The 15,795-nt window shown below is 43.0% G+C and carries 9 protein-coding genes and 1 pseudogene; 3 read left to right on the forward strand and 7 right to left on the reverse strand.

What is annotated here, in order from left to right; all coding sequences use genetic code 11:
• Nucleotides 1–377: 377 nt before the first annotated feature.
• The 3 genes from KQI87_RS04110 to KQI87_RS16515 all read left to right on the forward strand — a co-directional run bounded on the left by KQI87_RS04110 (nt 378) and on the right by KQI87_RS16515 (nt 7,273).
• On the forward strand, nt 378–1,352 hold the full coding sequence (locus KQI87_RS04110) for a carbohydrate kinase family protein (RefSeq protein WP_216459004.1): 975 nt from the start codon (nt 378–380) through the stop codon (nt 1,350–1,352).
• Nucleotides 1,353–1,494: 142 nt separating this feature from the next.
• The gene (locus KQI87_RS04115) at nt 1,495–2,523 is read left to right on the forward strand and encodes a helix-turn-helix domain-containing protein (RefSeq protein ID WP_216459005.1); all 1,029 of its coding nucleotides are present in this window, start codon (nt 1,495–1,497) and stop codon (nt 2,521–2,523) included.
• A 139-nt stretch (nt 2,524–2,662) separates the two neighbouring features.
• The gene (locus tag KQI87_RS16515) at nt 2,663–7,273 is read left to right on the forward strand and encodes an MBG domain-containing protein (protein ID WP_253292364.1); all 4,611 of its coding nucleotides are present in this window, start codon (nt 2,663–2,665) and stop codon (nt 7,271–7,273) included.
• An 84-nt stretch (nt 7,274–7,357) separates the two neighbouring features.
• On the opposite strand, the pseudogene KQI87_RS04125 reads toward KQI87_RS16515, so the two are convergent.
• The 7 genes and pseudogenes from KQI87_RS04125 to yajC all read right to left on the reverse strand — a co-directional run.
• Nucleotides 7,358–7,603: pseudogene (locus KQI87_RS04125) on the reverse strand (phosphoglycerate dehydrogenase); the annotation flags it as partial.
• 805 nt (nt 7,604–8,408) lie between these two features.
• Complete coding sequence (locus KQI87_RS04130; RefSeq protein ID WP_216459006.1) at nt 8,409–9,572, reverse strand: phosphoglycerate dehydrogenase; 1,164 nt, start codon at nt 9,570–9,572, stop codon at nt 8,409–8,411.
• Entirely contained in the window at nt 9,572–10,654 is a 1,083-nt protein-coding gene (gene serC / locus KQI87_RS04135) for a 3-phosphoserine/phosphohydroxythreonine transaminase (RefSeq protein ID WP_055058074.1), read from the reverse strand. Before serC ends, KQI87_RS04130 begins: the two co-directional genes overlap by 1 nt.
• Nucleotides 10,651–12,327, reverse strand: a complete 1,677-nt coding sequence (gene ilvB / locus KQI87_RS04140) for a biosynthetic-type acetolactate synthase large subunit (RefSeq protein WP_055053869.1) — start codon at nt 12,325–12,327, stop codon at nt 10,651–10,653. Before ilvB ends, serC begins: the two co-directional genes overlap by 4 nt.
• A 75-nt stretch (nt 12,328–12,402) precedes the next feature.
• On the reverse strand, nt 12,403–14,076 hold the full coding sequence (gene ilvD / locus KQI87_RS04145) for a dihydroxy-acid dehydratase (RefSeq protein ID WP_118410586.1): 1,674 nt from the start codon (nt 14,074–14,076) through the stop codon (nt 12,403–12,405).
• 108 nt (nt 14,077–14,184) lie between these two features.
• Nucleotides 14,185–15,267 carry a 3-isopropylmalate dehydrogenase gene (gene leuB, locus KQI87_RS04150; protein ID WP_008703487.1) on the reverse strand — a complete coding sequence of 361 codons (1,083 nt, stop codon included), beginning with the start codon at nt 15,265–15,267 and terminating at the stop codon, nt 14,185–14,187.
• A 166-nt stretch (nt 15,268–15,433) separates the two neighbouring features.
• A complete protein-coding gene (gene yajC, locus KQI87_RS04155) occupies nt 15,434–15,733 on the reverse strand; it encodes a preprotein translocase subunit YajC (protein WP_216459007.1) in 300 nt (99 codons plus the stop codon).
• Between the last annotated feature and the right edge of the window lie 62 nt (nt 15,734–15,795).

Genomic DNA, 15,795 nt, shown 5'->3' on the forward strand with positions numbered 1-15,795 from the left:
GGTAAAAAATATTTTGTCAAGTTTTTTAAAAAGAAAAAAAGCCAGCAAATATGCTGGTTTGAGTAGTGGTCGAATTTTTGGTACTGCAAAAAATGATAGTGCTAAATCCTAAAGACGGGTCCATAGCTGCGTTACCTCCCCGATTGTCAGAAATATGATGATCGGTTACTCTTACTGGCAGCGTATTTATGGTACATTAAACGTCACCTGTAAACAATAACAAATCAAGTTATGTTTATTTTAGCATCTTTACACAAAAAAATAAAGAAAATTGTTTGACAAATTCCCTTTCCTGCGCTAAATTTATGTTATTAATCATGGAAGGAATCTTGTTCCGGATACTATGCTTCTTTCCATCACAACAAGGAGGATACAAAATGGGAAACAAAGCCTTTGACGTAACCGCATTAGGCGAATTATTGATTGACTTTACTGAAAACGGCAGCAGCGCACAGGGAAATCCTATGCTGGAAGCCAATCCGGGCGGTGCTCCATGCAATGTGCTTGCAATGCTTGAGAAGCTTGGCAAAAAAACTGCATTCATCGGAAAAGTGGGAAACGACATGTTCGGAACTCAGCTTAAGAATGCCGTAGAGGAAGTAGGGATCGACACCCGCAACCTTGTGATCGACAAGGTCGTACATACAACACTTGCCTTCGTACACACCTATCCTGACGGAGACAGAGATTTCTCCTTCTACCGTAACCCGGGTGCAGATATGATGCTCACCAAAGATGAAATCCAGGAAGACCTGATCAGAGATTCCAGAATCTTCCACTTCGGAACTCTTTCTTCCACTCACGAGGGAGTACGCGAGGCAACCCGCTATGCCATCGACGTTGCAAAAGAAGCCGGATGTATCGTCAGCTTCGACCCGAACCTTCGTCCGCCATTATGGAAATCTCTGGATGACGCAAAGGCAGAAATCGAATACGGCCTTGGCAAATGCGATATTCTGAAAATCTCAGATAACGAAGTTGAATTCCTGTTCGGAACTACAGACTATGACAAAGGTGCCGCACTTCTGAAAGAGAAATACAACATTCCGCTTATCCTTATCACACTTGGAAAAGACGGAAGCCGCGCTTACTACAAAGACATGAAAGTGGAAGCTGCTCCTTTCCTTCAGGAAAAGACTATCGAGACAACAGGTGCAGGCGATACCTTCTGCGCAAGTTCCTTAAACTATGTTCTGGAACATGGCCTGGACAATCTGACAGAAGAGAACTTAAAAGAACTGCTCACATTCGCAAATGCGGCAGCTTCTCTGATCACCACACGCAAGGGTGCTCTTCGCGTTATGTCCACCAAAGAAGAGGTTCTTGACTTTATGAAGTCAAGAGGATGTTAATTTTATTTCCTTAACAGACAATAATAATGAAGCCCGCTGCACTGCCAGACAGGGCTTCCTTTTAGTTCTCACATTTACACCGGACTGTTTATGCTGATACCGGTTCCGGTTTGTTACTATTATATAAGGATGTGTTTTTATAATGAATTCATCAGATAATTTTCAGGATTCTGCTCTTTCCCGTCTTATGCCCTTGATGAACAGTTCTTTTACTCCCGGACAGGCACAGGCTACTGTGGACAATTTTCAGGATCCGGATCAACGGCAGATTGCACAGGCTGAATTATATTATTTCTCGGGACGTGCAGAAGAATGCAGAAATATTGCGGAACTTTACCTCCAGGACAAGGATCTCTGTCTGCGCCTGTCCGCAGCACTTTTATATTCTTTTTCCAATCTTACTCTGGGAAATCCATCTGCCTCCAGAATGGGATTCAGAAATATTCAGGAATGTCTTCTTCTCTCAAAAGACAGTTCTGCATCAAAAGGAATCATGGCTTCCTGTGTTTTTGCCAACTATCTGGCCATGGTACTGATGCATCTTCCCACAGACGGACTTCCTTCTCTTCAGGATTTTCTGCCCTCCTTACCTTCAGGGCTTCGCGCTTATGCAGTTTATGTCCTCGCTCATAACGCTTATCTTCACAAAGAATATAAACGGGCACTGGGATTATGCCAGTCTGTCTTTCTGATGCTTGACGGCTGCTATCCTGTTGCCATGGAATATCTCTACTGCGTGATCATTATGTGTCTGATCAACCTGAAGCAGCAGGACGAGGCCAGAGAAACTCTGATGACAGCATGGAACATGGCAAAACCGGATGGATTTCTGGAACCGTTTATCGAACATCATGGGTTAATGCTTGGACAGATTGAAGCCTGCATCAAGCCTGCAGAACCGGAGAGTTACAGACAGCTTTCCCAGGCAGTTATTGCCTTCAGTCGTGGTTGGATGGCTATTCATAACCCACAGCTTCAGTCTTCTGTTACAGATAAACTGACGCCTATGGAATACTCCATAGCCATGCTCGCAAGCAAAGGCTGGACCAATCAGGAAATCGCAAAACAACTGTCTCTGTCCCCCAATACGATCAAACATTATCTTTCCCGCATTTTCCATATGTTGGATATAGAAAAACGTGAAGAATTGAGACCGTTTGTAAATAAATAATAGCAAAAAGGCACTTTTTTGCCTTCTAACGGGCATTATATAATTTCATTCCATGATGTATAATATCCCTATAAACATATATTTTATAACAGGGAGGCGATCTTTATGAGAAAGAAATTATTAGCCGGGATTATGGCACTTGCACTATGTTCCACAAACATGCCCCCCCCCCCAGACTATATTTGCGGGGGAATTTACTTCCGGAAATCTGGAAGAGGTAACTGAAGAAACTCCTGAAATCTTTTCCGATGATAATCAGGAAGTACTAGAAGAAACAGAAGAAGAATTATCTGTGTTCAGTTCGGAGAACGTACCCGAATTTAGCAGTGAAGTAAATATTATGTCGGCTACTGCAGATGGAACGGAACCTATAAAAGAGATTAATATAAACGATATTAACAGTAGCGATCTCTATGATAAGAACGAGCACAAATGGAAAATAACCTCTGCTGGTTCGTACAAATTTAACGGTACTGGAGCTACTACCAGTATTCCCATCATAATTGAGAGTATTACTTCAGGAACAGTTAATATTTATCTGAATAATGTAAACATTGAGACAGCTTCTGGACCAGCATTGCAAATCACATCTACTGTCCAAGCTCAAGTCTGCATATATTTAGAAAACGAAAATAACCTTATAACAACGAACATGAATTCCGCAGGCTTACAGAAAGACAATATAGCTAACCTTACAATAGATAATTCTTCAGGCACTCCAGGAATATTAACTGCCCAAAATTCTACTCAGTATGCTTACGGGGCTGGCATTGGCGGTGGCGTAAATGGCTCTTGCAGTAACATTACCATTAGTGGTGGTTCTATAAATGCCAGTTCTTATTCCGGCGCCGGCATTGGCGGCGGCATGGTCAAAGATTATAATGGCGTAAATGTCTCTTGCAGTAACATTACCATTAATGGTGGTTCTGTAAATGCCAGTTCTTATTCCGGCGCCGGCATTGGCAGTGGTCCTGGCTTTGGCCCTGAAATGGTCAGCAGCTCTTGTAGTAACATTACCATTAGTGATGGTTCTGTAAATGCCAGTTCTTATTACGGCGCCGGCATTGGCAGTGGCTATGCCCTTAATCGCACCGGCTCTTGTAGCAATATTACCATTAGTGGCGGTTCTGTAAATGCCAGTTCTTCTCGTGGCGCTGGCATTGGCAGCGGCTTTTGCGACATGGACAATAGAGGCCTTTGCAGTAACATTACCATTAGTGGCGGTTCTGTAAATGCAAAAATTGGTTGCATTCCTCACCAGAATTTGGATAGCTCTGGTAACTACGACCCCAACAGTCCTAATGTATATCTCTGCACCATTCCTAATGAAGGAAACGATCCAATAACTATAGACAATACTCATTGGAGTCCATTTAATCATAAAGCTGTTGACTCTAATGATAAAAAGCTGTATGCATGGCTGACTGGCGAAGATCATATTGTAACTGTTGGAACAGAACGAAGAAGTTATATTTTTAATTCAAACTCAAATGAATTTAATAACACCAAACGTACTGTTACCAGTGCGATTTTTGAATTTAACGGTTCTGAGTTTATTTATGATGGAAACACACACTCTCCTAACATCACTACGAAGAACAACATTAAAGGCGTAGGAGACTTCACTGTAAAATATTTCAAAGAAAATGATCCAACAACCGAGATAACCGAGCCTAAAGATGTTGGGACTTATATTGTAAAGATTGATGTAAAAGAAGGCAATTTTTATAAAGCAGCTTCTGATATTACAAGTGGCAACTGGAAATTTAATATTAACCCAGGAACACTTACCCCTACAATCACTAACCACGCAGATGATTATGATGGAAAATCTCATCCAATTATCAATATTAACAAAAATACAATTCCCCAAAATAGTACTATTGAATACAGTGTTGATAATAAACAAACATGGAAAACTTTGAATTCTGACGACGATATTCCTGCTGTAAAAACGGTAACCGACGCAGAAAATACCAAAATTTTTATACGGATCTCCAATCCCAATTATGCTACCTGGACTTCACAAGAATATAAAGCAATCATCAATCGAGCAACCCAAACACCAAATTATCCATCACCATCAAATACCAAAATACCCGTTCCGTGGTCCTGTAAGAAAGTAAATGAGATTGCTCCTAGTCCTCTTCCTGCAAACTGGGCGTGGCAGACAGATGATGCAGCTAAAAATTTACAGGTTGGAAACAATTCTGTTACCGCAGTTTACACTGGTAAAGACAAAGGCAATTATGAAAGAGAAACTGTTACTTACACAATTATCAGAAGTAAATGTGAACACAAACACACCGCAGAACGTTACTACTCCTCTCCATCCTGTACTTCCAGCGGCTACAGTGGAGATACCTACTGCACAGACTGTAATGAAACAATTTCCCATGGTCATATCATTCCCGCATATGAACATGACTATGACAACGGTGTTATCACTACAGAACCAACTGCCGAAACTGATGGAATCATAACTTACACCTGTAAGCGTTGCAACCATCAGGATACAAAAACCCTCGGAAAACAGAACTTTATATTTACTGAGCCATCTAATTTAACATATGACGGAACAGAAAAAACAGCTTCTTTACAATGCGATATTCAAAATATAGGAAACATTACCCTGTCCTATTACAAAAATGGTGATAATAACCCGCAAACAAATGGAGCTGTCGATGTAGGAACTTATACTGTAAAGGCAAATATAGCAGGAAAAAGTTTTACAGCGGATAAGTCTTGGACTTTCACGATTAAGCCGGCAACCTTTGATGAAGATTCCATTAAAATTACAGCATATAATGGAACATATGATGGAGATGAACACCCAATTATCACGGGCATCTTTCCAACTGGCAGTAATGTGAAATATTCAACAGAAAGTCCAAACGAAACTACTATTTGGAGTTCAACCTGTCCAAACGTAAAAACAGTAGCAGATGCCAAAAAAACAAACGTATGGATAAAAATCAGCAAAGATAATTATGCTACAAAGATATATGGTCCGATACAGGCAACTATCAATCCAGCTTCTGAAGCACCAGGCTATCCATCTACAGCCAAAATATCCGTTCCGTGGTCCTGTAAGAAAGTAAATGAGATTGCTACTAATCCTCTTCCTAAAAACTGGGAATGGCAAGATTCAGATAAAACTAAAGATCTAAATGTCGGAGACAATCCCGCTACCGCAGTTTATACCGGTTCTGATGCAGGCAAAGGCAATTATGAAAGAGAAACTGTTGATTACACAATTATCAGAAGTAAATGTGAACACAAACACACAGCAGGACGTTACTACTCCTCTCCATCCTGTACTTCCAGTGGATACAGTGGAGATACCTACTGCACAGACTGTGGTGTATTAGTATCTTCCGGATACACCATTTCCGCATATGGCCATGACTATGACAACGGTGTTATCACTACAGAACCTACTGCAGAAACTGACGGAATCATAACTTACACCTGTAAGCGGTGCAAACATCAGGATACAAAAACCCTCGGAAAACTTGGTGACGGGGAACCTTATATTGAGGGAAGTTTCCAGAAGAAAGGCTGGGATGCTGTCAATGATCTGATTAAGGTTTCCAAAGAAAAAGATACCATTTCCATTACCCTAAATGGTGCCAAGGTACTTCCTGCCTCTGTCTTATCCGAGATAAAAGGCAAAGATATTTCCCTGAGCCTTGATATGGAAAATGGTTTCATCTGGAAAATCAACGGTACTTCCATTACATCAGAAACACCTGCGGATACCGATCTTTCTGTTACAAACACAGCAGAATATATCCCGGCAGCGTTATACAGCCTGATCTCCACAAACCAGAATGATTTCGGTTTCCATCTCGAAAAAAGCGGAGCTTTCGATTTCCCGTCTGTGCTTTCCGTAAAGACAGATGCTTCCTGTGCAGGACTTATGGCAAATCTGTTCTGGTATGATGTTGAGAATGGGGTTCTGCAGTGTATCCAGACTGTAACTGTAGGCGGTGCATTTGAGCGCAGTATTCCATATGCTGACTTTACCCTTTCCAAAGGACAGGATTATTTCATAGCATTTGGTACAGAATCTCTCAATGGCAGAGTCATTCATACAGACGGAAGTATCACAGATGAAAACGGCACATACCTGCGTCCTGCCAACGCAAAGATTTCCAGCCATTCCATTGACAGAAACAAATTAACTGTCAAACTTTCCAAAGGATGTGTAGGTGCTCAGGGTTATGACTTCGTGATCAGTAAGAAATCAAATATGCTCCAGACAGGAAAGTTCAGCAAGACAGTTTCCTCAACAGGCAAGCCACAGGCATCTTTCAGATATCTGGCAAAGGGTACCTGGTATGTGGCAGCCCGAAGCTGGGTTCTGGATGCACAGGGCAATAAGGTCTATGGTTCCTGGACAAAGATCAAGAAGATCAAGATCACTGTTGTCACACCACAGCAGCCAAAGATCAAAGATATTACTGTAAAAGAAAACACTGTGACTGTTACTTACACAAAATGCAAAAACACCACAGGTTATGAAATCCTGCTCGGAAACAAATACAAGACCTCCGCAGGTGAGAAATATCCGGTTAAGAAATATGTGAAACGTACAGAAGGCAAAAATACCGTAACTGTAACCTTTACAAATGTAAAGAAAGGCACCTGGTATGTGACAGTACGTTCCTGGAATAAGACCTCCAAGAATAAATCCAGAGTTTACAGTCCATATTCCGATATAAAAAAATTCAAAGTCAAAAAATAGTCTATAGTAAAATAATAAAAAATCTCCTGTGATTGCAACCAGAATCACAGGAGATTTTTTATTGCTTTTTCAGATCAATGTTTCTTATTTTACCACACGAACTCTGGAAACACCTTCAATTGCTTTCAGCTCATCCAGTGCTTCTTTAGAAGCTGCGCTTTCCAGATCGATGAGAGTATATGCGTATTCACCTTTGCTCTTGTTTGTCATATCTGCGATGTTCAGGCCTTCTGCACCAAGGATCTTGGTGAACTGGCTGATCATGTTCGGGATATTTTTGTGGCAGATGGCAATACGTCCTACTGCTACGCAGGTTCCCATATCACAGGATTGGGAGCTATCTGCAACATTTCAGAGGGGCACTTTTTGAGAAATAAAGAAAAAGTGACATACTGAGTTCCGTTTTGTTCTAAGCTGTGATATAATTTAAAAGCTGCCGAACCTCCAGCAGAAAGGAGGTGAAGTCCTATGACAGATTTTATAATCGCTTTTCTTGTTTCTGTTACGGCAAATGTTGTTAGCTACTTCGTTTGCAAATGGTTGGACAGGAACGACAGGCAGTAACAGCCTAAAGGTATAAGCCACCTTACATAAACGGAACAAAAAGCCCCAGGAGTCTCGCACACTCCTGGGGTTTTTGCTTTGCCTATGACAAATATAATCACTTTTCTTAGCTGTATTTATAATATTCTACTTCCCGTAAAAAGTCAATCTCTTTTTTTGTCTGATGTATGATATAATGTATCTGTGGTTACTGTTCACACACCACTATCCCGCGAGGTGTTTTGGCATGAATATGCCAAAATTCCATTGCCGCAGGCAATCTGGAATGAATTTTGGCTAAGTTACTGTGAACGGAGTGAACAGTAACTATCTGTGATCTTAATCAGAAAGAGGTGAATCCATGATGAAATATGTTGCTCTCTTCTTTGCTATTCTCGCCGGAGATATAGTTGCACATTATATCTGCCGATGGATAGGCAGCAAACGATAAATAAACCAAACAAGCATGGCACACTACCACCATGCGTACCATTCAGTACACGGCGGTTTCAATGTAAAAAATCTCCTGCTCATTACAATCATGTAATTAAAGCAGGAGATTTTTTATCTTGTTAATAATATGGTCTGACTATTATTTTACCACACGAACTCTGGAAACACCTTCAATTGCTTTCAGCTCATCCAGTGCTTCTCTGGATGCTACGCTTTCCAGATCGATGAGAGTATATGCGTATTCGCCTTTGCTCTTGTTTGTCATATCTGCGATGTTCAGGCCTTCTGCACCAAGGATCTTGGTGAACTGGCTGATCATGTTCGGGATGTTTTTGTGGCAGATGGCAATACGTCCTACTGCTACGCAGGTTCCCATATCACAGTTGGGGAAGTTTACAGAGTTCTTGATATTTCCGTTCTCAAGGAAATCTCTTACTTCTTTTACTGCCATTACAGCACAGTTCTCTTCGGATTCCTCTGTGGAAGCTCCAAGATGTGGAGTTACCAGGATTCCCTTATGCCCTGCTACTGTATGGTTTGCAAAGTCTGTCACATATTTCTTTACTTTTCCGCTGTCTAATGCTTCGATCAGAGCATCCTCATCAACCAGAAGATCCCGGGCAAAGTTCAGAAGTACTACGCCGTCTTTCATCTTGTCTAATGCTTCTTTGTTGATCATCTCTTTTGTGCTGTCAAGAAGAGGTACATGGATGGTGATGTAATCACACTGGGAATAAATCTCATCCAGGCTCTTGATATGTTTGATGGTGCGGGAAAGATTCCATGCAGCATCAATGGAGATGTATGGGTCATATCCGTATACTTCCATTCCAAGTGCGGAAGCAGCGTTTGCCACCATTGCTCCGATGGCACCAAGACCGATGATACCCAGTTTCTTGCCCATGATCTCGCATCCTGCGAACTGTTTTTTCTGTTTCTCAGCGAGTTTATCGATGTCTTCCTGGTCTTTCTCTTTGGCAACCCACTCGATACCGCCAACGATATCACGGGATGCAAGGAGCATACCTGCAAGAACAAGTTCCTTAACACCGTTTGCATTGGCACCCGGTGTGTTAAATACTACGATACCTTTCTCTGCGCAGTCTTTGACAGGAATGTTATTGACACCTGCACCTGCACGTGCGATTACTTTTACGCTCTCCGGAAGTTCCATATCATGCATCTTTGCACTTCTTACAAGGATGGCATCGGTTCCTTCCAGTTCTTCTGTTTTCTTATAGTCTTCATCAAATAATCCCAGACCTTTTTCTGCGATGGGATTCAGGCAATGATACTGAAACATTACGCATTCTCCTCCTCAAATTTCTTCATGAAAGCAACCAGTGCTTCTACGCCTTCTTTTGGCATAGCGTTGTAGATACTTGCACGCATACCGCCCACTGTACGGTGTCCTTTTAAGTTTACAAGTCCTGCCTCTTTTGCTTCTTTTACAAATTTGGCATCCATGTCCTTGTCACCTGTTACGAATGGTACATTCATGAGAGAACGGTCTTCCGGTACAACAGTTCCTTTGAAAAGCTTGCTCTGATCAAGGAAATCATAGAGGATTTTCGCTTTCTCAATGTTACGTCTCTGCATTTCTTCCAGGCCGCCCATTTTCTTCAGCCATTTGAAGACCTTACCGCATACATAGATGCAGTAGCAGTTCGGTGTGTTGTAAAGAGAACCGGCATCAGCCTGTGTTTTAAATTTCAGCATAGTTGGGGTGCCTTCCAGAACATCGTCTGTGATCAGGTCTTCTCTGATAATAGAGATTACCATACCCGCAGGTCCAATGTTCTTCTGAACACCGCCGTAGATGATTCCATATTTGGATACATCAACCGGCTCAGATAAGAAACAGGAAGAAACATCTGCTACCAGAGTTTTTCCTTTTGTATTCGGAAGCTTCTTGAATTTTGTTCCGTAGATTGTGTTGTTTTCACAAATGTATACATAGTCTGCATCCGGGCTGATCGGAAGGTCGCTGCAGTCAGGAATATAGGAGAAAGTCTTATCCTCAGAAGAAGCGATCTTGTTTGCTTTTCCATATTTCTGTGCTTCCTGGTATGCTTTCTTTGCCCACTGTCCTGTTACAATGTAATCAGCTACCTTGTTCTTCATAAGGTTCATAGGGATTGCTGCGAACTGCTGGGAAGCTCCGCCCTGAAGGAATAATACTTTATAGTTATCCGGAATCTTCATCAGATCACGAAGGTCCTGCTCTGCCTCGTCAATGATCTTCTGGAAATCAGCACTTCTGTGACTCATTTCCATTACAGACATACCGGATCCCTGATAGTCCATCATCTCCTCTGCTACTTCTTTCAGTACCTCTTCCGGCAGTACAGCCGGTCCTGCGGAAAAATTATACACTCTGCTCATTTTTTCATATCCTCCTCATCAAAAATATCATCAATGCTTGCGCCTGCCGGTACCATCGGGAATACGCTGAGATCCTGATCGATCATACAGTCAAGTACGATAGGTCCCGGACATGCCAGAGCCTCTTTTAATGCAGGCTCTACCTCTTCCATCTTTGTGATACGGATTGCTTTTGCTCCCATGGCTTCTGCCAGCTTCACAAAATCTACTGCATCATTTAAAATTGTATGGGAATATCTGTGGTCATAGAACAAGGTCTGCCACTGACGTACCATTCCCAGTACATGATTGTTCAATACGATTTCAATTAAAGGTCTGCCACAGCGGACTGCTGTTGCAATCTCATTCATATTCATACGGAAGCATCCGTCACCTGCGATATTTACCACAGTCTTGTCCGGTCTTCCCATCTTGGCTCCGATGGCTGCTCCAAGACCATATCCCATAGTTCCCAGGCCACCGGAAGAAAGGAAGGTTCTTGGCTCTTTGTATTTGAAATACTGAGCTGCCCACATCTGGTTCTGTCCAACCTCTGTTGTGATAATGGCATCTCCTTTTGTCAGTTCGTACAGCTTCTCAATAATGTATGGGCCTGTAAGCTGGGAATGATCATATCTTAACGGATATTTTTCCTTCAGTTCACTGATATGTGCAGTCCATTCCGGATGTCTCATTTCCGGAACCTCTGCCAGAATACGTTTGAGAACTTCTTTCTCATCTCCTACTACACTTGCATCTACTACGATGTTCTTGTTAATCTCTGCAGCATCTACGTCAATCTGGAGAATCTTCGCATTCTTTGCAAAGGTCTTCGTGTTTCCTGTGACACGGTCACTGAATCTGGCTCCCAGCACGATCAGGAGATCGCAGCCTGAGACACCAAGATTGGAAGTTTTGGTTCCATGCATTCCAAGCATTCCTGTGTACAGGGGATCTTCTCCTGAAAATCCTCCCTTACCCATAAGACTGTCACATACAGGAGCGTCGATTCTGTGAGCAAGTTCTGTCACTTCTCTGGATGCCTCTGAGATAATCGTACCGCCGCCTGTAAAAATAAATGGTCTCTTCGCTTCTTTGATCATCTGTACTGCAGTTGCAATGTCTTCGTCTTTGATAGTGTCTGTTTTCGGTGTGATCTCAGCAGGAGCGCAGGCAGTATATTCATATTTCGCACCTGTCACATCCTTGGTCACATCTACAAGCACAGGACCGGGACGTCCACTCTTTGCAATATAGAATGCTCTGCGGACAGTGTCTGCCAAAGTAGTAATGTCTTTTACAATAAAGCTGTGCTTTGTGATAGGCATTACAATTCCTGTAATATCAACCTCCTGGAAAGAATCCTTTCCGAGCAGCGGGGTTCCCACGTTACATGTGATTGCCACCATTGGTACGGAATCCATGTATGCGGTAGCGATTCCTGTTACCAAATTGGTAGCTCCGGGGCCGGAAGTTGCAAGACACACACCGACTTTACCGGTTGCTCTTGCGTATCCGTCTGCTGCATGGGATGCTCCCTGCTCATGGGAGGTCAGTACATGTGTGATCTGGTCTTTATATTCATAGAGGGCGTCATATACATTCAGGATGGCACCGCCCGGATATCCGAATACAGTGTCAACGCCCTGTTCTTTTAAACATTCAACGATGATTTCAGCGCCTGTAAGCTGCATCTTTACGTATCCTCCTAACTTTTCAGGCAGGAATCACAGGTTATGCTGTAATTCCCGCCGGGTACTTGTTCATCTTTATTTTGCTTTTGGTACCTCAAGGATTGCTCCTCTGTTTCCAGAGGTTACCATTGCAGCATATCTTGCAAGATATCCTGTTGTTACCTTTGGCTTGCGAGGCTGCCATTTTGCTTTTCTTGCCTGCATTTCTTCATCAGAAACCTTGATCTCCAGTTTCAGTTCCGGAATGTTAATGCTGATGATATCGCCCTCTTCAACAAGTGCGATTGGCCCGCCAACTGCTGCTTCCGGTGATACGTGTCCGATGGATGCTCCTCTGGATGCACCGCTGAAACGTCCGTCTGTGATCAGGGCTACGGAAGATCCCAGTCCCATACCTGCGATTGCAGATGTAGGGTTCAGCATCTCTCTCATGCCAGGGCCGCCTTTCGGTCCTTCGTAACGGATAACTACTACGTCACCCTCTACGATCTTGCCGCCTTTGATAGCTGCGATTGCGTCTTCTTCACAGTCAAAGACTCTTGCAGGTCCTTCATGGACCATCATCTCTTCCACAACTGCAGAACGTTTTACAACACCACCGTCCGGTGCAAGGTTACCCTTAAGAACTGCAAGTCCGCCTGTCTGGCTGTATGGATTGTCGATCGGTCTGATAACTTCAGGATTTAAGTTTACACAATCTTTGATGTTCTCGCCTACTGTCTTGCCTGTAACTGTCATGCACTCAGTATGAAGAAGTCCCTTCTTATTCAGTTCGTTCATAACTGCATATACACCGCCAGCTTCGTTCAGGTCTTCCATGTATGTCGGGCCTGCAGGTGCAAGGTGACAGAGGTTTGGAGTCTTTGCGCTGATCTCGTTTGCAAAACTGATATCAAAGTCCATTCCGATCTCATGAGCAATAGCCGGAAGGTGAAGCATACTGTTTGTGGAGCATCCAAGTGCCATGTCTACTGTCAGGGCATTGAGGATTGCTTCTTTTGTCATGATGTCTCTTGGACGGATGTTCTTTCTGTACATTTCCATAACCTGCATACCTGCATGTTTTGCAAGACGGATACGTTCGGAATATACAGCAGGGATGGTTCCGTTTCCTTTCAGTCCCATACCAAGAACTTCTGTCAGGCAGTTCATGGAGTTTGCTGTATACATACCGGAACAGGATCCGCATGTAGGACATGTCTTCATTTCGCATTCTGTCAGACCGTCCTCATCAAGTTTCCCTGCTGCGTAAGCACCTACTGCCTCGAACATACTGGAAAGACTTGTCTTGTGTCCGTTCAGATGTCCGGCAAGCATTGGGCCGCCGCTTACAAATACAGTAGGAACATTCAGTCTGGCTGCTGCCATCAGAAGTCCGGGTACGTTCTTGTCACAGTTTGGAATCATTACCAGTGCATCAAACTGATGTGCCATTGCCATTGCTTCTGTGGAATCTGCGATCAGGTCTCTGGTAACCAGAGAATATTTCATTCCAACGTGTCCCATTGCAATACCGTCACATACTGCGATTGCCGGGAACATAACAGGTGTACCGCCTGCCATTGCCACACCAAGCTTAACTGCCTGTGTAATCTTGTCAAGGTTCATATGACCCGGTACGATTTCATTGTAAGAACTTACAATACCTACCAGAGGTCTGTCCATTTCCTCTTTTGTCATTCCAAGAGCATTAAACAGGGAACGGTGAGGTGCCTGCTGTGTGCCTGTTTTTACTGCATCACTTCTCATTGTTTTATTTCCTCTTTTCTTACTATTTTATTTATTTTTTAATGATTCAACCGGAATTCCTGACTCCGTAATCTGCCTGCGCCGGCTGAATCCTCTTAATATCAATTCTTACAGAGCTGCTGCGATCAGATCGCCCATTTCCTTTGTTCCTACAAGCTTGCATCCCTCTGACATGATATCACCTGTGCGGTATCCCTCTGTCAGGACTTTCTGCACTGCTGCTTCCACTGCATCTGCTTCCTTGTCCATATCAAGGGAGAAACGAAGCATCATTGCTGCGGAAAGGATGGTTGCGATAGGGTTTGCCTTATCCTGTCCTGCAATATCAGGTGCAGAACCATGGCTTGGCTCATAGAGACCGAATTTTGTTTCATTTAAGCTTGCAGATGAAAGCATTCCGATGGAGCCTGTTACCATACTTGCCTCGTCTGAAAGGATATCTCCGAACATGTTCTCTGTAAGGATAACATCGAACTGTTTTGGATCACGTACAAGCTGCATTGCGCAGTTGTCAACTAGCATATGCTCTAAGGTAACATCTGGATAGTCTTTGGCAACTTCCTCTACCACTTTTCTCCAGAGTCTGGAAGAATCCAGAACATTTGCCTTATCTACGCTTGTCACTTTATTTCTTCTCTTACGTGCGATCTCAAATGCTTTGATGGCAATACGGCGGATTTCGTTTTCATTATAGGAAAGTGTATCAATTGCTTTCTTCACACCATTCTCTTCAATAGTCTGACGTTCTCCGAAATACAGACCGCCTGTAAGCTCACGTACAATGATCATGTCAAATCCGTCTCCGATGATCTCATCGCGGAGAGGGCAGGCTTTTCTCAGCTCATTGTAAAGGTAAGCCGGTCTTAAGTTTGCAAAAAGATTTAATGCCTTACGGATTGCAAGAAGTCCTGCTTCCGGGCGTTTGGATGGCTCAAGCTTATACCATGGAGAAGTTTTTGCATCTCCGCCAATAGAGCCCATCAGTACGGCGTCTGATGATTTGGCAGTGGCAATTGCCTCATCAGTAAGGGGTACGCCGTGTACATCGATGGATGCACCGCCTAACAGAACTTCTGAATAGGAAAAGCTGTGTCCATATTTCTCGCATACCTTGTCCAGTACTTTCTTTGCTTCTCTTACGATTTCCGGTCCGATTCCGTCGCCGGGGATCAATGCAATCTTATAATCCATAATAATTTCCTCCAAAAATACTCTAATTGCGTAATTGTTATTATAATAACGCACTTTCCGACAGATTTCAACCTATTAAAGTGAAAAAATGCAAAAGTGCCAATCAAAAAAGCAGAACCACAGTCATCACTGACTATGTGTTCTGCTTTTTATCATTTCTCTTTCATTATTCGGCAGTGCTTCCGGCTTTCTCAACTTCAGCGATTGCCTGTTTTCTCATTGGAATACGGCAGTTTTTGTTGTTACCGAATTCTACGATCACATCTTCTTCTGTCATGTCAATGACAACTCCATAAAAGCCGCCGGTAGTAACAATGCTGTCGCCAACTTCCATGTCATTTAACATTGCCTGAAGTCTCTTCTGCTCTTTTTTCTGAGGGCGAAGCATTAAGAAGTACATAATTCCGAACAGTACTACCATCCAGACAATAGCGCCAACCATACCCATTCCGCTTGATGCGTTCATTTTGATTCCTCCTGTAACTTTTCCTGTTATTCTGCATATTTGCAGTCCATCATGTATTCACA

Origin of the sequence: Blautia sp. MSJ-9 (assembly GCF_018919065.1) — a bacterium.
GTDB lineage: Bacteria > Bacillota > Clostridia > Lachnospirales > Lachnospiraceae > Blautia_A.

Excerpts from the sequence above, each read along its gene's own strand:
- KQI87_RS04110 (WP_216459004.1), top strand. The coding sequence starts at position 378 with ATGGGAAACAAAGCCTTTGACGTAACCGCATTAGGCGAATTATTGATT.
- KQI87_RS04115 (WP_216459005.1), top strand. The coding sequence starts at position 1,495 with ATGAATTCATCAGATAATTTTCAGGATTCTGCTCTTTCCCGTCTTATG.
- KQI87_RS04130 (WP_216459006.1), bottom strand. The coding sequence starts at position 9,572 with ATGTTTCAGTATCATTGCCTGAATCCCATCGCAGAAAAAGGTCTGGGA.
- serC (WP_055058074.1), bottom strand. The coding sequence starts at position 10,654 with ATGAGCAGAGTGTATAATTTTTCCGCAGGACCGGCTGTACTGCCGGAA.
- ilvB (WP_055053869.1), bottom strand. The coding sequence starts at position 12,327 with ATGCAGCTTACAGGCGCTGAAATCATCGTTGAATGTTTAAAAGAACAG.
- ilvD (WP_118410586.1), bottom strand. The coding sequence starts at position 14,076 with ATGAGAAGTGATGCAGTAAAAACAGGCACACAGCAGGCACCTCACCGT.
- leuB (WP_008703487.1), bottom strand. The coding sequence starts at position 15,267 with ATGGATTATAAGATTGCATTGATCCCCGGCGACGGAATCGGACCGGAA.
- yajC (WP_216459007.1), bottom strand. The coding sequence starts at position 15,733 with ATGAACGCATCAAGCGGAATGGGTATGGTTGGCGCTATTGTCTGGATG.